Here is a 19,030-nt window from a genome sequence, read left to right on the forward strand (position 1 = left end):
AATCCCACTCTCTCCGCTGGAACTTGTTTGTGAGAGCAACTCACCGTGGGTAAGGCCATCCGGCCCGCTGGCGCGACCGAATCCCACTCTCTCCGCTGGAACTTGTTTGTGAGAGCAACTCACCGTGGGTAAGGCCATCCGGCCCGCTGGCGCGACCGAATCCCACTCTCTCCGTAATCCGATAACGTCCACTGAAGTCCAGAAAGCTCTTACCCAGCAAGGCTTCTGGGCTTTTTAGTGTCCACGATAGACCGGGGAAACCCACTGTAATCCAGGCTAAAGTGGGACACAATAGGGGATATAACAGACGGGGTGGGACATGGCCCTGCCAGAGATGGCCATTCGGAATGCCAAACTCAAGGACAAGCCGTACCAGTTGCCGAATAGAGAAGCAAGGCCATCCTGCCTGCCGAAGTTTTTGCCGAACCAGCTGACTATAGACTAACGGCCAACCGTAGGACGATGCCGACAAGAGCTACGGTGGCAGCTCCAATCAAGGCAAAAGCCAGGTTAACCACTTGGGCACTAGCCTTTTGATAGGTGTCAATTCGTTCTAGGATCACCCGGTTTTCTATCCCCTGCTCGGCCCAACGTCTCTCCTGCTCAGCCCAACGTCTTTCCTGCTCGGCCCAGCGCTTTGCTTGATCGGCTGCCAGGGCTTCTAGCCGCTCGTTGGTTCTGGAGACATCCTGCCGGAGTCCTTCCACATCCTGTCGGATCTCTTCCACATCTTGCCGGATCTCTTCAATAACACTCAACACATCCCTGAGGGTGGGTTCACCGGCGGGCATCATAGAGCTGCAACCTCACTGAACAGCAAACGGTCTGAGCTCGCTAGATCAACTCGCTCACCGGGAAGCGATCCAGCATTTTTTGGGCTTGACGGGCATTTTCCCGTAACTCCGCCGGCAGATGGGGAACATAAGGGATCTGAGAAAGCAAATCCAGCGTGCGGCGGATCAGGCGCACCAGGTCTCCGGCATCTAGGTTGGTGCTGGCTTCCAGGGTCTCCCAAGGGATCCCTTGCGCCCAATGTTCGACGATCCCAGCCAAGCTGGGCTCAAACCCGATCGGCATATGAAACACCTGGTGTTGCCGTTGGCTGCGGAACAGCTGCCGCCGTAAACCCCGCAATCCGTGCAGCACATCCTCCACCAGCCCCGAGGTGCGCAGCCGGCTGTAGGTACCTGAACGGGGAGCCTCTGAGACCAAGGCAGCCACAACTCCGGCCAAATGATGGGGAGCACAGCCCTGACACTCACCCGAGAGCAGAGCCAGCGCCAGCCAGAGCTCGTTATCCCCCCGCAGCGCGGCCACCACCTCTCCGCTATCGGTAGGTTGATACTCTTGCAGACAGTTGAAATCCTGCAACACCCCCACCAAGGCCATAAATTGCTGCCAGCGCAACTCCTGCACGGAATCGCTCTGCCGCTCCAGGTGCTCGAGGCGCTTGAGCAAGCGCTGTCGTTTTTCTCGCAAACCCAGCAATTTTTTCCCCACTTGGTGAGCGGGATTCTCTCGGATTTGAGCTTCTAGGGCACGGATTTTTTCCTCTTGGGCTTGGATGTGGGGAAAAGCCAACAGCCGCAAGGTGGGATCCGGCTCAGCTTCCCGTTGTTTGAGCAAGTAGCGCAAAATGCGTCGTTCTTCCCGCCGTTGCGCCTGCATCTTCTCATAGCGGGCGATATCTTCGTCGGCAATGCCTCCCAAGAGACGGTCGATCTCCTCCAGCTCGGCGCGCGTGTGCAGGATCTCCTGTTGTTCGGGCAACTTTTGCAACGAGAGCAAATATTGTCCAAAGCTGCGGTTGATCAGATCCCGTGCTGCTTCCAAAGAGTGCTTTTGCAGCAGGTTCAGCACCATGCCATAGGTGGGGGTAAACTGGCTCACCAAGGGATCCGCTCCAGAGGTGGCCAGCCGCGCAGCTTCTTGGGCCCCCTCAAACGGGGATTGCACCGTCACCACATGGCCGATGATATCCTTGCCCCGCCGTCCGGCTCGGCCCGACATTTGCATGAACTCGGAAGCGGTCAAGAGGCGGTGGCCGTTGTCGGTGCGCTTAGAAAGGGAGGAGATGACAGTTGTGCGGGCGGGCATGTTGATCCCGGCGGCCAAAGTCTCAGTGGCGAAGACCAGCTTCACTAGCCCCTGCTGAAACAGATGCTCCACCAGTCCCTTCCAGGCAGGCAACATGCCGGCATGGTGAGCGGCAATACCCCGGTAAAGGGCATCCAACTGATCTCGGCGGACAGCTTCGGGCGTTTCTCGACAAAAGCGGTCGATCTGGTCGGCCAACTGCTGCCGTTCTTCCTCGCTGGCTACCAAGTCCAGATCCCTTACGCTGGCCACGGCCATATCACAGCCTTTGCGACTGAAGATGAAATAGATGGCCGGCAGCATGTCCCGCTGGCGCAAGTTTTCCAACACCTGCGCTATGTCCGGCACTCCTGCCCAGGAGGGCTCGTGGGAGTTGGGCCGTTTGCTTTTCAAGCGGCGGTTGCGAACCCACTGCCCCGACTCGGTTTGCTCCAGCAGGGGGAACAGCCCTTTGCGATTGGCAAAGTGAAATTGCAGCGGCACCGGGCGGTGGTTGGAGTCGATCAGATGGGTGGGGCCATGCACCTGGTTCATCCAATCGGTGAGCTGGTCGCTGTTGGCCAAGGTGGCAGAAAGGGCAATGAGCTGGATCGTGGGGGGGCAGTAGATGATCGCTTCTTCCCAGACGGTGCCCCGCTGCTGGTCGTTCATGTAATGGCATTCGTCCAAGATCACCGCCTGCACATCCCGCAAGGGATCCACCTCGCCCTCTGAGAATTCTGTGCCGTCATCGCGTTCGCCGTAGGCATACCTTTGCACTGCCAAGGATATCGGTGTGCCGTAGAGCATGTTGCGGAAGATCTCGGTGGTCATCACCAAGACCGGTGCATCCCGGTTGATGGAAATGTCGCCGGTGAGCAGGCCAACCTGTTCTGGGCCGAATTGCTGGCCAAAATCCCGGAACTTTTGGTTGGAGAGGGCCTTCAGGGGCGTTGTATAGAAAACCCGCTTGCCCTGGGATAGGGCCCGATAGATGGCATACTCTCCGATCAGGGTCTTGCCGGATCCCGTGGGAGCACAGACCACCACCGATTCCCCAGCAGCCAGAACCTGAATGGCTCGGATCTGAAAGTCGTCCAGCTCGAAGGGGAAAAGCTGCCGCAACTCGTCCAGCAAATCGGTTGCCGGGGAGAGAAGCGCACTCATGGGATCCAAATCAACATTGGGAAACCTGGAAACCCGCCCAATTCACTGCTTCCTGTGGGTTGTACCTTCTAGGATACAAGCTTTCTTGGGGCGTCGACTGCTCCCCTGCAAAAAGCGCCAGTTACTCTGCTTCTTTGGATCAAGAACAGCAGCTCAAGCAAGTGCTAAAATGGGGTGCCGTTGCCGGATGCTATCGTGCTGGTCGTCATCGACAACTACGACAGCTTTACCTACAACTTGGTGCAGTACCTGGGGGAGTTGGGAGCTCAGCTTCAGGTTTTTCGCAATGACCAGCTCTCCGTTGACGACCTGCGCCGAATGCAGCCGCAAGCTGTAGTTATCTCTCCTGGGCCAGGGCGGCCGGAAGATGCCGGGATCTCCCTGGAGTTGATTCGGGAGCTGGGGCCAGAGCTGCCGATTTTGGGGGTTTGTCTGGGGCACCAGTGCATTGGCCAGGTCTATGGTGGTCAGATCGTGCGCGCACCTGAGCTGATGCATGGCAAAACCTCGCTCATTTACCATCGAGGGGTGGGGGTGTTTGAGGGGTTGAGCCAGCCTTTCACGGCCACCCGCTACCACAGCTTGGTGATCGAGCCTTCTACGTGTCCTGACGAGCTGGAGGTGACGGCTCAAACAGGCGATGGGATCATCATGGGGGTACGCCACCGCCGCTATCCCCACGTTCAGGGCGTGCAGTTCCACCCGGAGAGCATCTTGACTGCAGAGGGCAAGCGCTTGTTGAGCAACTTCCTGCGCAGCGCCAAAGCCTCAACTGCTGCTCAGCCCAATGTTTCGCAGAAACCTCAGGAAACCGTTGCCGTTGTTACATCAGGGATCCCCACTCCATGAAGCGTCGCCAGCTTCTGCAAGCCAGCGCTGGGCTGCTGGGATCGATGGCCGTGAACCTGGCCAGAGGGCACAAGGCGGGCGCTCAGACTGCTCCCGTACACAGTTCGGAAACGCCAACAACCCCAGGGTCTATAGAGTTCACCCCCGGCTCGAGCTTGGAGGGGCTGCAACTGACTTGGCTGCACCACAGTTGTGTTTTGTTCGAGGGGGAAGGCCAACGGTTTCTGGTCAACCCGTTTCGTCCGGCGGGCTGTACGGCTGGCTATCCTGCCCCACGAGTTGCTGCCGATCTGGTGTTGCTCAGCAGCCGCTTGTTGGATGAGGGTGCTTTGGATGTGGTGCCCGGCAACCCCAAGGTGCTGTTTCAGCCGGGAGACTATCTGATTGACGGGATCCGTGTGCAGGGGGTACGCATGCCCCGTGGCCCTCGCTTTGGCGTGAATGTGGGTTGGCGCTGGCGCATGGCCGGGATCGACATCGTGCATTTGGGGGGAGCTGCCTTGCCCATCACGCGAGAACAGTCCATCCTGCTCTCTCGCCCCGACCTGTTGCTGGTGCCAGTGGGGGGTGGGCCGAAAAATTACGATCCTGCCGGGGCCAAGGCGGCCATTGAGGCGCTGCAGCCCAAGCTGGTCATCCCCACCATGTATCGCACGGCCGCCGCCGAGGAATCCCAATGCGAGCTGCTGCCGCTGCAGGAGTTTTTGCGTCTCTTCCCCGCTGCTGCCGCGCAACCTGCCCTCAGCAACCCGTTGCTGCTCTCGGCCCAGGCTCTGCCCAGGCAGGGGCTCGCCATCCTTTTCTTTGAGGAATAGGGCTATGCGAGGTCAGGTCCTAAAAATCGCTGTCGGACTGGGATCCCTGCTAGTGGGGGGTCTGGGATTCTATGGATACTCCCTACCAGAAGATCCACAAGCCTTGGTCCAAGCCAACCCGCTGCGGCTGCAACTGGCTCTCTGGCTGGGGAAAGACGCCAACGCCGTCGATGAGCGGGGCAAGACAGCCCTGTTTTTCGTGGAGAGCGGTCTCAAGGCCCGTCTTTTGCTGGCAGCGGGGGCGGATCCCAATCAACTAGACCATGGGGGAGCTAGCCCACTGCACCAAGCGGCTCGCCTGGGCAACCCTGAGGTTACGAAAGCCCTGCTCCAGGGAGGGGCCGAGGTGAACGCTCGTTTTGGCGCCGGTGGCCTTCCCCTGCATTTTGCCGCTTGGTCCGGCAACCCCGAGGTCGTTCGGCTGCTGCTGGAACATGGCTCCGAGATCGACGAGCCGGACGGCTACGGCCTCACGCCCCTGCGCATTGCCCAGGATCTGCGCCGCTGGGAAGCTGCAACCCTGTTGTCCCGCTGGCCCCGCTCCGCCTCAACCGACGGGCATACAGATTGATTCCCCTTCTCTACCACCCCAGCACCCAGGCGAAGATCAAAGGCGCCACGATGGTGGCATCCGACTCGATGACAAATTTGGGGGTGTCGATCCCCAATTTGCCCCAGGTGATCTTCTCATTGGGCACTGCCCCCGAGTAGGAACCGTAGCTGGTGGTGGAGTCGCTGATCTGGCAGAAATAGCCCCACAGGGGTACGCCCTGGCGACCCAGATCTTGATGGAGCATGGGCACCACACAAATGGGGAAATCCCCAGCAATGCCGCCGCCAATTTGAAAGAAGCCAATGGAGCACTCCGCCGAGGTGTGCGTGTACCAGTCCGCCAGGTGGATCATGTACTCGATCCCTGTGCGGACGGTATGCACATTGCGGATCTCACCCGTGATGCAGTGGGCGGCATACATGTTGCCGGTGGTGGAGTCCTCCCATCCCGGCACATAGATGGGCAAGTTGGCCTCCATAGCGGCGTAAACCCAAGAATCCCGGGGATTAATTTGGTAGTAGGGCTCCAGCCGGCCGCTGCGCAGAATCCGGTAGAGAAACTCATGGGGAAAATAGCGCTCGCCCGCCTGATCGGCGCCGATCCACTCTTCCAAAAGGGCTTTTTCCAAGCGCCGCATCGCCTCCTCTTCGGGAATGCAGGTATCGGTTACCCGATTCATGTGCCGCTCCAGCAGTTCCTGCTCCTGCTGCGGGCTAAGATCGCGGTAGTGGGGCACCCGCTCGTAGAACTCATGGGCGATGAGGTTGAAGATGTCCTCTTCCAGGTTGGCGCCGGTGCAGGAGATGGCGTGCACCTTGTTCTGCCGGATCATTTCCGCTAGGGAAAGGCCCAGCTCTGCTGTGCTCATGGCACCGGCCAAGGTCACCATCATCTTGCCGCCCTTTTCCAGGTGAGCACAATAACCTTTGGCTGCATCCAGCAGCGCGGCTGCGTTGAAGTGGCGAAAATGATGTTGGATAAATTGGCTGACGGGGCTGTTGGTCACGATTTTTCCGGTCACTCTGACCTGGTGAAGCACGGTTTTCTAGTCTATCAACTTTAGGGGCGCTGACAAGCTTTGCTTGGGGATACCTTTATCGGTATTGGCAACCATTCCCCTGCAGGTCGGCTGGAGCAGGTTGCGTTGCGAAGCCGGGATCCCATACCGGTTCTCACCCGGCCTTGGCTGAGACAAAGGGATCGCCTGCCCATGTCAGAATGGTGGCGAATCACCGCCCTATATCCGTTCACGCTATCTGTTCACGTTGGGTTCATGCCTCCTGTCAGCACTGTCGAGCCAGCCGAGCCCATTGCCGAAGTCCAATCTCCTGAGCTGGCTTCTTCTCCTGCCGAGCCATTGCCTGGCGCTGTGGACATGTCAGTGCCAACAACGACCGGGATCTCTATGGGATCCCTGCGGCGCTGGTGGGCGCGATGGAAGCAAAAACTGCGGTTGGAAACTCAGTTGCTCTTTGTGGCAACGCTGGTGGTCTCATTGGTGGTGAGCAGTTTCACCTTCTGGGCCGTCAGCACCGTGCAGCAGGATGCTCGCTTCAACGAAGCCCGCTTTGGCCGAGATCTGGGGCTGCTCTTGGCCGCCAATGTCGCCCCCCTGATTGCGGAAGATCGCATTGGCGAAGTGGCGCAACTGTCCCGCCAGTACTTTGAGAGCACCAGCAGCATCCGCTATTTGCTCTACGCCGATCCCGAAGGAAACATCTACTACGGGATCCCGTTCTCCAATCAGGAGGTGAAAACCTCCCTCAGCCTTACCCGTCGCATGCAACTGCCGGACAACCGTCCTCCTGCTGAGGGCCAACCGCTGGTGCGCACCCACCTTACCCCTGCTGGGCGGGTGACGGATATTTTCGTCGGCATCTACCATCAGGGCCGCTTTTTGGGCACCCTCGGCTTGGGCATCAATCCCAATCCCGCCCTGGTGCGCTCCACACAATTGGCGCGGGAGGTCTCGATTGGGGTGTTTTTGGCGGTGTGGGTCTTGGCCATCCTGGGAGCGGTGGTCAATGCCCTCACCATCACCTATCCCATCAAAGAGCTGGTCAAGGGTGTCCAGGAGATCACCAAAGGTAACTTCAAGCAGCGCATCGACCTGCCCTTCGGGGGCGAGCTGGCCCAGCTCATCGACAGCTTTAACGAGATGGCGGAGCGGCTGCAAAGCTACGAAGAACAGAACATCGAAGAACTGGCTGCCGCCAAAGCCAAGTTGGAGACCTTGGTCTTCTCCATCGTCGATGCCGCCATTTTGCTGGATGCCGAGTTGCGGGTGCTGCTGCTCAATCCTGCCGCCTCTCGTATGTTTGGCTGGGAAGGGGATCCCGTTTTGGGCAAACCCCTGCCGGAGCTGTTGCCGGAGGATCTGCAGCAGCAACTGGCCCGCCCCCTGATGCAAATTGCCCGCGGGGATCAAGAAGCAGAGGAAGTTCGCGTCAACCTCACCGGCCCTACCAAGCGCGTCATTCGCATTCTGCTTTCACCGGTGTCGGATCCGCGGCGGCAAAATCTCAAGGGGATCGTGATGACGGTGCAGGACATCACCCGCGAGGTGGAGCTCAACGAAGCCAAGGCTCAATTCATCAGCAACATCAGCCACGAGCTGCGCACCCCCCTCTTCAGCATCAAGTCTTTTATCGAGACCCTCTACGAGTACGGCGAGCAGATGTCCTCGGCGGAGCGGCTGGACTACCTGGAAATTGCCAACCGCGAAACCGATCGCCTCACCCGCCTGGTCAACGATGTTTTGGATTTGTCTCGTCTGGAATCGGGCAAGCAGTACCACTTTGAAGGTGTCGACATCGCGGCAGTGATCGAGCAGACTTTGCGCACCCACCAACTGCAGGCCCGCGACAAAGGGATCCAGCTGCGCAAGTTCGTCGATCCGGATCTGCCGCTGGTCTGGGGCAACTACGATCTGCTGCTGCAGGTGATGACCAATCTCCTGGGCAATGCCCTCAAGTTCACCCCCTCAGGGGGCCTGGTGACGGTACATGCCCACCTGGTGGTTCAGGCGGATGGATCCCCGCAGGCAGTGCGGGTGGCAGTGGCCGATACAGGCATTGGCATTGCCCCAGAAGATCAGGAGCGGATTTTCGACCGCTTTTTCCGGGTGGAGAACCGCGTGCATACCCTGGAGGGGACGGGCTTGGGCTTAGCCATTGTGCGCAACATTCTGGAAAAGCACCACACCTGCATCCGCCTGGAGAGCAAGCTAGAACAGGGATCCACCTTCTGGTTCGACCTGCACCTGTACACTGAAGAGGGACCGCTGGAGTTCGAGGTTCAGCCAGCCGAGACGGATCCCCCCAGTTGCTGCTGGCGGGAGCATGCCTCTAACCCCCAAAACCCTGAACTTTGCTGAATTTACTGAGCTTTAGGCGGTTTGGCAAAAGTCATTGAGAGGGATATAGTAGACCAAGTTTCCCCCTGATCCTTGAGTCCACCGCAACGGTTGCCGGGAAGTGAAGGGGGAAAGCGCTCGGGGGGTATTCCTCAGGGCTTTGCGGGATACCGCCTTCCTGCTCAGAGATAGGCAGGATGCGATCGCTTCTTTCCTGAACCATGTTCAGGAGAGTTCAGCGTGAATGTATCAGCACTCCCATCAACGCTGAGGATATGAAGGGCATACCGGCCATTTTTTGGGGGTTGGGCCTCAGTTTCGCATTTTTGTGCCACACTGGTGACCTCTACCACCACACAGGGGGGCTGGGCAACCCGCTGTTGGCCACCGGCGAAAACGTCACTTCTCTGCTGCTGGCGGTGGTGGCGGTGCTGTTGATGGGTTGGCTCGTGCGCTGGCTGGGCAAAGGCGCGGTGAAGCTGGGGTTGCGCAGCAGAAATGTCGATCCCCAGTCTCAGGGATCCCCGCCGACGGCTGTTCTACACTGGAGAAGGTTTTAACTGGATGGTTTTGCCATGCCGCCTCGCTGGCCCCGGAAGCCCTCCCGTCGGGATCCCGAATTTCGCAAGCTGGATGATCGCTATACCTATGCCGCCCACCTGTCTGTTTTCCTCTGTAGCGGGTCTGGGCTGGTGTTTTTTCAGCAACTGTACCGCGCGGATTGGCCGTGGCTGGTGCCCCTGTTGGGCTGGTGGGCTTTGGGGCTAGGGATCCACAGCTTCTGGATCTTTTTTGTGGCCCGCTATCCCGTCGAGGTCGGCTTTGGGGAGCTCACTCCCGGCGCGCATGAAAACCCAACAGCCGCGGAGACGGATCCCTCCAGAGCCAGCTAGGACTTAGAGAGGGGATGATCCCCTTGCTCCTGTTCTCAGCCAGGGGAGGTAGAAGCTCCACCTGGTCGTCGTTGTCGCTGCAGCAGTAGGGGGGAGAGGTCGCTCTCGTCGTAAATATCCCCCACCAGCTCCTCCAAAATGTCCTCCAGCGTGATCAGGCCGGTGGTGCCGCCGAACTCATCCACCACGATCCCCAGGTGTTGGCGAGAGCGCAGCATTTCCTTGAGCAACAGGCTGACCCGCTTGGTGTCCGGCACAAAAAAAGGCGGTGCCATCGCCTGGGTCACTTCGGCATTGCCTTTTTGATCGAGATAGCGCAAGGCTTGCTTGAGGTGGATAATGCCGACGATCTCGTCCTTGGATTCTCCCTGCACGGGGATGCGCGAGTAGCCCGTTTCCAAACAGAGCTTCACCACATCCTGCAGTGTTTTGTCGTGGGAGATGGTCTCCATCTTGACTCTGGGCTTGGCCACATCCCGCGCTTGGAGTAAGTCCAAAGCCAAGGCACCGCGGAACAGCCGCCGTTTTTGCCAATCCAGCAGCCCCCGCTGCCCCAACACATCGATCAGCAGCTCCAAATCCTTGAGAGAAGCGGTGGCCGTCAGGGGGGAGAATTCCAATAGATTGAAGAGCCTGCTGACAACCCACTCAAAAGCGTCGCTAAAAGGGCGCAGCAGCACCGATAGGACATGAACAGGCCGCACCACCCAGCGGAACACCCCTAGCGGATGGCTCACCGCCAAGGACTTTGGGGCTACTTCTCCAAAGAGGAGCACCACAATTGTGGTGGGCACGGTGGCGGCCAAAGCTCCAATCTGGGTTCCCAACAGTTCAATAGAGAGGGTTGTGGCCAGAGCAGCAATGCCGATGTTGACAAAGTTGTTCACCAGCAACAGGGTGGTGATCAGCCGCGAGCGCTGTTGTTGGGCCAGTCGATACAAGCCCTGCGGATCCCCTTGCTCTTCGATCAGAGATTCCAGGCGCAGGTTGTCCATGGCCGTGATGGCGGTTTCGGCCCCAGAGCAAGCTCCTGAGAGGAGCAGCAGAAAGGCCAAGAGAAAGACATTAACCATAGCGCTCCGTTCGCGACGGCGGAACGGGATACAGGTAGCATTGGCTCATCGAGAGAAAAGCGGGTCGGCCTATTTCCATCATCAACGGGATCCCCTCCGGCACCTCAACACCTCGGTGGTTTTGCCAAAGTTCATCACTCAACCCATAGCTCGGCATCCGTGCCCCCTCATCAACTGCATCTTCAACGAAAATCTTCAATGAGAAATGAGAGAGGGATCAAGCTGTTCAAACCGGCCAGCTCCCTGAAAATCATGCGGAAATCTGACTTGTCCCGTTGATTTAGTCTTGATTGAGTCAAAGCTACTGATCTAAACGGGCCGGGCCAGATCGCTCCAAAAGCTGCCGGTACAACGTTACAATTTTGTCTTGCACCTCGGATTGGCTCAGGTGATCTGTGTCGATCAAGATGGCATCGGGGGCAGGCCGCAAAGGAGAAATCAGCCGTTCGCTATCACGGCGATCCCGCTGCTCGATTTGCGCCTTCAATTCTTCAAGGGGTACCATTTGCCCTTGGGCTTGGAGTTGGTGTTGCCGACGCTGCGCCCGCTCCCCAACAGAAGCGGTCAAGAAAACCTTCAGCTCTGCATCAGGAAAGACGTGGGTGCCGATATCCCGCCCCTCCAAGACAGCACCGCCATCCCGGCCAATGCTGCGTTGCCGCTTCACCAGCTCCTGGCGTACTCCCGGCACTGCCGCCACGTGAGAGACCCAGCGGGTCACTTCCGGAGAGCGAATGGCCTGGGTAATTTCTTCGCCATCGGCCCAGATGCGGGTCGGCTCTGTCGAAGAGGTGCCGCTCTGCAGGGTGAGCTGGGTTTGGGCGGCCAGTTGGGTGAGTTGCTCGGCATCGTCCAAAGGGATACCCCGTTGCAGTGCCAGCCAGGTGATGGCTCGATACATGGCCCCCGTGTCCAAGTACAAAAGCTGCAGCTGGGCGGCTACTGCCCGCGCCACGGTGGATTTTCCGGCTCCAGCCGGGCCGTCGATGGCAATCAGCGGGCGACGCGGGGGAGAGGTCGTGCCGGAAGAAGGGGGTGCCGCATGCTGGACTCTCTCCGGCAAGGGATCCCCTTGCTCTGGGGAAAGGAGCAGGTTGTCGATCAGGCGAGTCTGCCCCACATAGGCAGCAATGGCCAGCAGGCCCTTGTCTTCCACCCGCGGCAGCGGTTGCAGCGTTTGGGGATCCACCAATTCCAGGTATTGCAGTTGCAGCTCTGGGGTATGCTCCAGCTCAGCACGGGCGGCGGCAAGGATCCCTTCTGCTGAGGGATCCCCGGCCTGCCAATGGTCATATCCCCGACGCAAGGCCCGGTACAGCCCGGCAGCCACCTGTCGTTCAGCAGCAGAAAGGTAGCGGTTGCGGGAGCTACAGGCGAGGCCATCGGCTTCTCGCACCGTGGGGCAGGGAACAATCGTGGTGGGTATTTGCAGATCCCGAACCAAACGCTGAATGATCGCCAGTTGCTGGGCGTCTTTTTGGCCGAAGTAGGCCCGCTGCGGCTGCACCAGGTTCAGCAGTTGCAGCACAATGGTGGCTACACCGCGAAAGTGGCCAGGTCGGTGGGGGGCGCAGAGGGTCTGCAGAAGGGATTCGGGGGGCATGACCCAGGTGCGGTCGCTTCCGGTTGCCGGATTGGCTCCCATCTCTTGCGGGTCAGGGGCAAAGACCACATCCACACCTGCTGCCTCGCACAAAGCTCGGTCCCCCTCTTCGTCGCGGGGATAGCGATCCCAGTCTTCGTTGGGGCCAAATTGCAGCGGATTGACGAAAATGCTGACCACCGTGTGGTCACACTCTTGCCGGCAGCGGCGGATTAGGCTGAGATGGCCCTCATGCAGGGATCCCATCGTGGGCACCAAGCCAACTGTGGATCCCCGCCAATCGGCTACCTGCTCCCGCAAAGCAGCAACTGTGCGCAGCCAGTGCATTGCCATGCCACCTCAATCTCTCTCTCCCCTATGGGTTTTCTCCAACCCCCCCAAAGGCTGCTCCTACAGGCCGATCTTGTTGCTGCGTTGATACTGCCTGTAGGCTGCCACGAATAAGCCCGCCAAGGTGACCACTACCATGCCCAAGACGATCCCCAACAAAATCGGCTCGATCACAACACAGACCTCCCAGTTCAAACCTAGATCATGATAAGCCAAGCCCAAACCCATCCTCACCCTTTCCTGTCAAGGGAATTGAGCGGGCATCCTCGAATACAATGCAGGGAATCGGCGAAGCCGTTGAGGTTGCACACCCACAACCCATGAGATCAATTGCCTTGTCCGGGGATGGCGGAGACTTGAAGGGGCGCCTGTCCGAACTGGAAGAGCAACTGCGCCCTTTGGCAGACAAGGCCGTTCCCCTGCTGGTGGCAGACTCCGATCCGGTGCAGGTGTGGGCGGCAGTTTTGACCTGCCAACGCTTGGGGATCCCGCTGTTCCTGGGTAATCCCCACTGGGGAGAACGGGAATGGGGACAGGCTTTGGCGGATATGGGATCCGGCTGGTGCTGGCGCCAGGGCCGACTGGAAGGGGATCCCGCCCCCTTGAATCCGCGCCTGCGAGAGTTGCGGGAAGCTGTGCCCAGCTCCCATTGGCCGCTGATCGGCATCCCCACCGGTGGCTCCGGCGGCCAGATAAAATGGGCCATGCACTCTTGGCTGACCCTCAGCGCCTCGGCCAAAGCCCACCAACAGCACTTTGCCGTTGGGCCTGTACACAGCTATTGCGTTCTGCCCTTGTACCACGTCAGCGGCTTGATGCAGGCAGTCCGCTCCTGGCTGAGCGGTGGGCAGTGGGTTGTCTGGGATTGGAAACGGCAACAGCAGGCCAAGGCTTGGGATCCCCCTTTGCCGGGGAGCTTTCTATCGCTGGTGCCCACTCAGTTGCAACGGCTGTTGCTCAGCGCCCATCCGGGAGTTTTGGAGAGCCTGCGCCAATTTCGGGCCATTTTGGTCGGCGGTGGCCCCACCTGGCCCAGCTTGCGGCAACAGGCCCGGCAACTTCACCTTCCCCTTGCCCTCACCTACGGTATGACCGAGACCGCCTCCCAGGTGTGTACGTTACTGCCAGAAGCCTTTTGGCAAGGGAGCGACAGTCTGGGTCGGCCTCTGCCCCACGCCACGCTCCAGATCCGCAGCGAAAAAGGGGATCCCCTACCCGTCCAGACAGTGGGCTCTATCCACGTCTGGGCCGAATCCCTGGCCCTAGGCTACTACCCCTTGGCGGGGGAGGCTGAGGGCCTGGGCAAGTGGCAACAGCAGGGTTTTGCCCCTGGGGATTGGGGCTACCTCGACTCCCAAGGTCACCTCCATTGGCTGGGTCGAGCCGATGACCTAATCCTAACCGGCGGGGAAAAGGTGATGGCTGCAGAAGTGGAAGGGGAGATCCGAGCCAGCGGCTGGGTGGAAGATGTGTGCGTGTTGGGCCTACCGGATGCCGAATGGGGGCAGCAGGTGGTGGCGGTGGTCGTCCCCAAAACAGGGATCCCGGCAATCCCCAAAGAGCTGGAGATGCACCTGAAGCAACACCTAAGCCGCCAACTGAGTCCCTTCAAGCACCCCAAGCACTGGCTGTGGTGTACGGGGATCCCGCGCAACCCTCAGGGCAAAGTCAACCGCCAACAACTCCGGCAGTGGGCAGCTCAGACGTTGGGGATCCCAACGCAGGCAAGTTAGCGGGATCCCTCCCGAATGCCCAGACGGGCTAAATCTCGCTTGATTTCAAAGGCCAATTCTCGGTTGTGCGGCTCCGTGGCCAAAGCTTTTCTCAAGTAGGCTTCCGCCTGCTGATAGCGCCCCTCGTAGATCAAATGGTTGCCGAAGCGCTGGTAGGCCAACGCCAAGATGTGGATGGCCTCGCTGGAGTTGGGAAACCGTTTCAGCAGCGCCTCTGCCTGGGCCACCGCCGTGGGCAACTTCCGCTCCCGCCAGGCTGCCTTGACGCGGGCAATCCCCTCCTTGAGCCCTTCCGGATTGGGCTGCTCTGCCGATGAGGGGCCTATGCTGCGAATGACCACCCGCCTTTCGCCGGCAGCAGGAGAGCTGGGTGGAGATTGACGTTGTGCATCGTAGCGCCGCCGCTGCTCAGGGTCGCTCAGCACTTGGTAGGCTTGGTGGATTTGTTGGAAACGCTCTCGGGATCCCTCCCCTGCCACATCAGGGTGAAACTGCCGCGCCAACCGTCGAAACGCCTGTTTAATCTCTTCAATGTCCGCTGCAGGAGATAGGTTCAGGATCGCGTAGTGACATACTCCCATCGCTGACCCTACGGGTACAGGGTGGGCTTCTCGCTTCATCGGGGAGCTTTCGCAAGAACCCTCAGCGAGCAGACACGGGATGTCCCACCGCGTAGTTGCACCAGATTCCGGCAAAAGCCGTTTTGTGCAACTGCTCCCATCATACACCATGTGGGGGTATCTGTATCCCAGCACTGACCCTACGGGTACAGCGCGGGGCTTAGCTACCCCCACACCCCCATAAGCTAAGGGATCGGGAAAAGACCTGGCCAAAAACCAGCTCTAGTCTATCGCTGCGGCCCTGGCTTGACCAAGGGATCCCACCAAGCGCTTGGTTCTCCCGCTTCCCTCAGCAGCAGGGATCCAGTGTTAGACTTTGCCCAAGTTGTTTGGAGCCTCCATTCCGGCCTATCGAGGATCCCTTCCTGTTGCCCAACTTCATTGCAACTTGGCTTTTTTATTTCTATCTGTTATGAGTGAATCGCTTCATCAAGCTCTTGCCAATCGAGATCTAAAACAATTATTGGCCCATTTGCAGCGGGGGGAAGATGTGAATGCTGTCGATGCTCAGGGAATGACTTTGCTTCATAAAGCGACACTCCTTGGCCATCTGGGACTGCTGGACTTGCTCTTAGTATATGGCGCCTCCCCCAATGCCTTAGATCCCACAGGTGCTACCCCTCTCCATTTGGCTGCCGACAGCGGCCAGGTCAAGCTGGTGGAGCGTCTCTTGAGGGCAGGCAGTGATATCAATCTCCCAGATAACCATGGCTATACCCCTCTCCATCAGGCTGCTTTAACCGATCAGGTAGAAGTAATCGGTCTGCTCATCCAAAAGGGAGCCAACACTGGTCGTGTTCTCCACTGGGCCACAGCCACCGGTCGAAAAAGCATTCTGGCCCGCCTCTTATCCAAGGGAGCGCCGGTGGACGCTACTGATGAGACAGGCCGAACCCCTCTGCATGAAGCTGCCACTCAAGGGAACTTGGGGATTGCTCGCTTTTTGCTCTTGTACGGGGCCAATGTGAATGCACGCAACCGATTCGGGGCGACACCGATGCACTGGGCTGCTTGGGAAGGACACATCGAAATCCTGGAGCTTTTGCTGGAAAATGGAGCCGAACTAAACCCTCGCAATGAAGATGGGCATACCCCCTTAGCCTATGCACAAAAACGCCAACACAGGCTGGCTGTCCAATGGTTACAAGATCGAGGAGCAACTCTTTAGCTTAGTATCAAGTTTGGCATAGAGAGTAAAACAAAAGTTAATGAAAATGCTGCTATTTCAAGTCATAGGGTATTTGGTCTTCCTCCCTTCTCATGAGATGGGGTTTGAGAGTGAGGCTAACCCCTACAGAAAAAAGGAGAGAGGCTGTTAGGCTTTCCTCCCTCCAGTCTCTTCGTCGCGGTTAGCGTTAACGCCAGCTAGATTCTAACTGATTCTTCCACCTGATTCAACTTTTTTCTAGAGTTTCTCTTGAGCCCAACATAAATTTTTGAACGACAAAACAAGACATAGGACAGACAGTTTGTCCCAAAAGGTTGGTCTTTTTCCTTAGCTTCTGACAAGTTTGCAAAGGAAACTAGAGCAGCAATCTTTGTATTCGGTCTTGTCTTCCGGTTCCCGAAGCCAGATTGCCCCCTTCCAAAGCCATAACCCTCAGCCGCTGTTGCTCCTTTACACTGCCACCTCCACAGATTGACATGAGCAAGCAAAGAATCTCTCTATCAACTGATTCTGACTCTCATTAGCACAGAACCTTGCTTAGCCTTGGAGAGGAGAAAAAGGGATCCCTGCTGACGCAGATGGCCAGCTCTGCCAGCACAGGATCCCTGCCGCATCCAAGACAAGAGAGGAAGACTGATGGATATGACTCCACCACTCAACTGAGTAACAGCATAGCTTTATTGAGATTGAATTGCAATACCTAGCCAACGTAAGAGGAAATGTTCTTGACAAAACTGCTTCAAGTAGTCGTTTCAAGTTAGGGTGAGACGCTTGGGCTACTGAGGAGAGCCTTCTGATTCCCTGTATTCAAGGCTTTAGGTATGGGTGCAGTGTCCCAGTTTGAATCGAAATGGCCACAAGCAGAGTACCTGGGCTAAAGGGTAATTGGCCAAGATTTGCAGTTTCAGCCCTCTTGAGAGGATAGGTCGCGGAGTTGTGGGCACAGCACAGGTTCAAGGGGGGGTGAGGGGCTGATAGCAGTCGTGGTTCTTATTACCCTCTATTTCAACTGCTCGCGCAGCGGGCCGGAGGCCTTAGCAGGAAGCAACCGGTCGTTTGTTTCACCTTGACGGTGAGATAAATGACTACGCGTTGCGGAACAGTAGGTAACCTCACTGCCATTCAAATGCCGTGGCGGGCGAAAAATCAAACCTTGGCCCAATGGATCCCTAGCCACGATAGCTGAGTCGCCTGGCAGGAGATCGAACCTGACGGCGTTTTCTGCGCCAGCGTTTCCAGCGGGAGACCATCCAGTCGCTTAGGCTGTGGTTCACCGATCCCAGTTCCAACCCCATCCCAATCCAAAAGAGCATCTCGGCGTGAACTTGCAGCAATTGCCAGAGATCGCTGCCCCACACCCAGGGTTGCCACATCCACCAGCCCAACCGGGATCCCAGCCAAGCCCCCAGCAGGCCAGCTCCTCCTGCCCATAGGCTCAAGTACAGCACCCGCACGGCGGTGCCCACAATCGGCCCATGAGACCAAAAGGAGCGATGCCGCATCCACTTGCGGTAGGGCAGCCAAATCCAGCGCAAGAACAGCCAGCGTTGATACTGTCGGGAACAGGTGTCCAGATCTCCAGAAAACATCAGGCCGCTGAACAGATAGGCGGATCCCACAGCCAGGGCAACTGTGGTGCTGTTCCCCAACACACCGGCGGCTAGGGTGATGCCGGGGGCCGTCCAGAGGGTAATGCGATCGTGGGTGGATCCCAGCGGCATAAAGCCAGAGCAACAGTACACGACTGCGGCTCAGTCTACCCGCAAGCAAAGGAGAAAGCCTGCTCCAGCCCTGGGATCGCTCCGCCGGATCTTGAAAAACTTAAGCCTGCTGCTCCCCAGGGATCCCTCGATTCAGGCGATCCAACACCTGCAACTGTCGGTAGAGCATTTCAACCCGTGGCAGATGGATCCCAGCTTGTCGAGCGTACTGCAGGGGGTTGCCGAAGATCACCTGCAGTTCCAGAGGACGTTTGCGCTCATAGTCGATTTTCATGCTGGTGCGGTAGGGGGCCATTTTCTCGGTATTGGTGAGCATTTCTTGGATCAGGGAGTCGGGAAGCAGGCGATCACAAGCTGCAGCTCCCTGTATCACCTCCTGCATCAGCGTTTCCGCCAAAGCACGGGCCTCAGGGTCTCGAATCATTTGCTGAGTATCGGCATTGAACACCACCGAGAGGCCGTTGAAGGGAATATTCCAGACCAGTTTCTGCCAGCGGGCCAACATCAAATCTGGAGAGAGAGAGGTCGGGATCCCTGCCCGTTGAAAATCGGCTTGAACTTGTTGAAGGCGGGGCGTGATCCCTTGGGGGGCATAGCCAGGGCCGTACTCTGCCAGCAGCACCGAACCGTAATCCAGATGGTGAATGTGGCCGGGGCCAACCTTATTGGAGCTGATGAAGCAGAGGCCCCCCATGACCCGCTCTGGGCCAACGCAATCGGCAATCTCGGGTTCCACCCCCAGCCCGTTTTGCAACAAGATCACCACGCCATTCTCGGCCAACACAGGCGGGATCAAGTGCGGCAGAAGCGCATTTTGGGTGGCTTTCAAAGCCACGATCACGCCTTCGCAAGCCGGCATGTCCTCCACGGCTGCGTAGGCATTCACCTGGGGCAAATGAAAATCCCCCCAGCAGGACTGCACCCAGAGGCCGCTTTGGCGAACATGGTCATAGTCGCTGTGCAGCAGAAAATGCACCGAAAAGCCCGCCTGTTGCAATTTCGCCCCATAAAATCCTCCCAAAGCGCCCGTGCCCAAAACAGCGTAGCGGCGGGTTTCCGGCAACCAAGACATGG

At 58.3% G+C, this 19,030-nt stretch carries 18 protein-coding genes; 8 read left to right on the forward strand and 10 right to left on the reverse strand.

Annotated features, from left to right (window positions below; all coding sequences use genetic code 11):
- Window positions 1–434: 434 nt before the first annotated feature.
- Together ACVWYY_RS06280 and ACVWYY_RS06285 are read right to left on the reverse strand one after the other, a co-directional pair.
- On the reverse strand, window positions 435–794 hold the full coding sequence (locus ACVWYY_RS06280; protein WP_414331067.1) for a hypothetical protein: 360 nt from the start codon (window positions 792–794) through the stop codon (window positions 435–437).
- Window positions 795–834: 40 nt separating this feature from the next.
- Window positions 835–3,243 (reverse strand): DEAD/DEAH box helicase, encoded by a 2,409-nt coding sequence (locus ACVWYY_RS06285; RefSeq protein WP_457439896.1) that lies wholly within the window; start codon window positions 3,241–3,243, stop codon window positions 835–837.
- A 195-nt stretch (window positions 3,244–3,438) separates the two neighbouring features.
- Between ACVWYY_RS06285 and ACVWYY_RS06290 the strand changes: the two genes are divergently transcribed.
- The 3 genes from ACVWYY_RS06290 to ACVWYY_RS06300 all read left to right on the forward strand — a co-directional run bounded on the left by ACVWYY_RS06290 (window position 3,439) and on the right by ACVWYY_RS06300 (window position 5,478).
- Window positions 3,439–4,092 (forward strand): anthranilate synthase component II, encoded by a 654-nt coding sequence (locus ACVWYY_RS06290; protein WP_011433980.1) that lies wholly within the window; start codon window positions 3,439–3,441, stop codon window positions 4,090–4,092.
- A complete protein-coding gene (locus ACVWYY_RS06295) occupies window positions 4,089–4,907 on the forward strand; it encodes an MBL fold metallo-hydrolase (RefSeq protein ID WP_457439898.1) in 819 nt (272 codons plus the stop codon). Before ACVWYY_RS06290 ends, ACVWYY_RS06295 begins: the two co-directional genes overlap by 4 nt.
- A 103-nt stretch (window positions 4,908–5,010) precedes the next feature.
- Window positions 5,011–5,478, forward strand: coding sequence for an ankyrin repeat domain-containing protein (locus ACVWYY_RS06300; RefSeq protein WP_457439900.1), 468 nt, complete (start codon window positions 5,011–5,013; stop codon window positions 5,476–5,478).
- Between the two features lie 10 nt (window positions 5,479–5,488).
- On the opposite strand, the gene ACVWYY_RS06305 is transcribed toward ACVWYY_RS06300, so the two are convergent.
- Window positions 5,489–6,466 carry a deoxyhypusine synthase family protein gene (locus tag ACVWYY_RS06305; RefSeq protein ID WP_457439902.1) on the reverse strand — a complete coding sequence of 326 codons (978 nt, stop codon included), beginning with the start codon at window positions 6,464–6,466 and terminating at the stop codon, window positions 5,489–5,491.
- A 267-nt stretch (window positions 6,467–6,733) separates the two neighbouring features.
- On the opposite strand from ACVWYY_RS06305, the gene ACVWYY_RS06310 reads away from it, so the two are divergent.
- The 3 genes from ACVWYY_RS06310 to ACVWYY_RS06320 all read left to right on the forward strand — a co-directional run bounded on the left by ACVWYY_RS06310 (window position 6,734) and on the right by ACVWYY_RS06320 (window position 9,708).
- Window positions 6,734–8,836 (forward strand): HAMP domain-containing sensor histidine kinase, encoded by a 2,103-nt coding sequence (locus ACVWYY_RS06310; protein WP_457439904.1) that lies wholly within the window; start codon window positions 6,734–6,736, stop codon window positions 8,834–8,836.
- A 200-nt stretch (window positions 8,837–9,036) separates the two neighbouring features.
- A complete protein-coding gene (locus tag ACVWYY_RS06315) occupies window positions 9,037–9,375 on the forward strand; it encodes a hypothetical protein (protein WP_457439906.1) in 339 nt (112 codons plus the stop codon).
- A 15-nt stretch (window positions 9,376–9,390) separates the two neighbouring features.
- Window positions 9,391–9,708 (forward strand): hypothetical protein, encoded by a 318-nt coding sequence (locus ACVWYY_RS06320; RefSeq protein WP_457439908.1) that lies wholly within the window; start codon window positions 9,391–9,393, stop codon window positions 9,706–9,708.
- A 35-nt stretch (window positions 9,709–9,743) separates the two neighbouring features.
- Here ACVWYY_RS06320 and ACVWYY_RS06325 read toward each other — a convergent pair whose 3' ends face one another.
- The 4 genes from ACVWYY_RS06325 to petG form a co-directional block, all read right to left on the reverse strand.
- Window positions 9,744–10,781 (reverse strand): hemolysin family protein, encoded by a 1,038-nt coding sequence (locus ACVWYY_RS06325; RefSeq protein ID WP_414424684.1) that lies wholly within the window; start codon window positions 10,779–10,781, stop codon window positions 9,744–9,746.
- Window positions 10,774–10,938: a hypothetical protein gene (locus ACVWYY_RS06330; RefSeq protein WP_187147237.1), complete on the reverse strand. Its 165-nt coding sequence runs from the start codon at window positions 10,936–10,938 to the stop codon at window positions 10,774–10,776. The genes ACVWYY_RS06325 and ACVWYY_RS06330 overlap by 8 nt, the downstream gene beginning before the upstream one ends.
- A gap of 144 nt (window positions 10,939–11,082) precedes the next feature.
- Window positions 11,083–12,711: a bifunctional pantoate--beta-alanine ligase/(d)CMP kinase gene (locus tag ACVWYY_RS06335; protein ID WP_457439961.1), complete on the reverse strand. Its 1,629-nt coding sequence runs from the start codon at window positions 12,709–12,711 to the stop codon at window positions 11,083–11,085.
- Between the two features lie 63 nt (window positions 12,712–12,774).
- The gene (petG, locus tag ACVWYY_RS06340; RefSeq protein WP_011433989.1) at window positions 12,775–12,888 is read right to left on the reverse strand and encodes a cytochrome b6-f complex subunit V; all 114 of its coding nucleotides are present in this window, start codon (window positions 12,886–12,888) and stop codon (window positions 12,775–12,777) included.
- Between the two features lie 146 nt (window positions 12,889–13,034).
- Here petG and ACVWYY_RS06345 point away from each other — a divergent pair, with 146 nt between their 5' ends.
- Window positions 13,035–14,447, forward strand: a complete 1,413-nt coding sequence (locus ACVWYY_RS06345) for a 2-succinylbenzoate--CoA ligase (protein ID WP_457439910.1) — start codon at window positions 13,035–13,037, stop codon at window positions 14,445–14,447.
- Here the strand turns inward: ACVWYY_RS06345 and ACVWYY_RS06350 are convergent.
- A complete protein-coding gene (locus ACVWYY_RS06350) occupies window positions 14,444–15,028 on the reverse strand; it encodes a DnaJ domain-containing protein (protein ID WP_457439912.1) in 585 nt (194 codons plus the stop codon). The two genes, ACVWYY_RS06345 and ACVWYY_RS06350, sit on opposite strands and share 4 nt — an antisense overlap.
- Window positions 15,029–15,479: 451 nt before the next feature.
- Here ACVWYY_RS06350 and ACVWYY_RS06355 point away from each other — a divergent pair, with 451 nt between their 5' ends.
- Window positions 15,480–16,235 (forward strand): ankyrin repeat domain-containing protein, encoded by a 756-nt coding sequence (locus ACVWYY_RS06355; protein WP_457439914.1) that lies wholly within the window; start codon window positions 15,480–15,482, stop codon window positions 16,233–16,235.
- 1,169 nt (window positions 16,236–17,404) lie between these two features.
- Here the strand turns inward: ACVWYY_RS06355 and ACVWYY_RS06360 are convergent.
- Together ACVWYY_RS06360 and ACVWYY_RS06365 are read right to left on the reverse strand one after the other, a co-directional pair.
- Window positions 17,405–17,977 carry a metal-binding protein gene (locus ACVWYY_RS06360; protein WP_414341609.1) on the reverse strand — a complete coding sequence of 191 codons (573 nt, stop codon included), beginning with the start codon at window positions 17,975–17,977 and terminating at the stop codon, window positions 17,405–17,407.
- A 79-nt stretch (window positions 17,978–18,056) separates the two neighbouring features.
- The gene (locus ACVWYY_RS06365) at window positions 18,057–19,028 is read right to left on the reverse strand and encodes a putative 2-dehydropantoate 2-reductase (RefSeq protein WP_414341611.1); all 972 of its coding nucleotides are present in this window, start codon (window positions 19,026–19,028) and stop codon (window positions 18,057–18,059) included.
- Window positions 19,029–19,030: the final 2 nt, after the last annotated feature.

This window comes from Thermostichus sp. MS-CIW-34 (assembly GCF_054060435.1).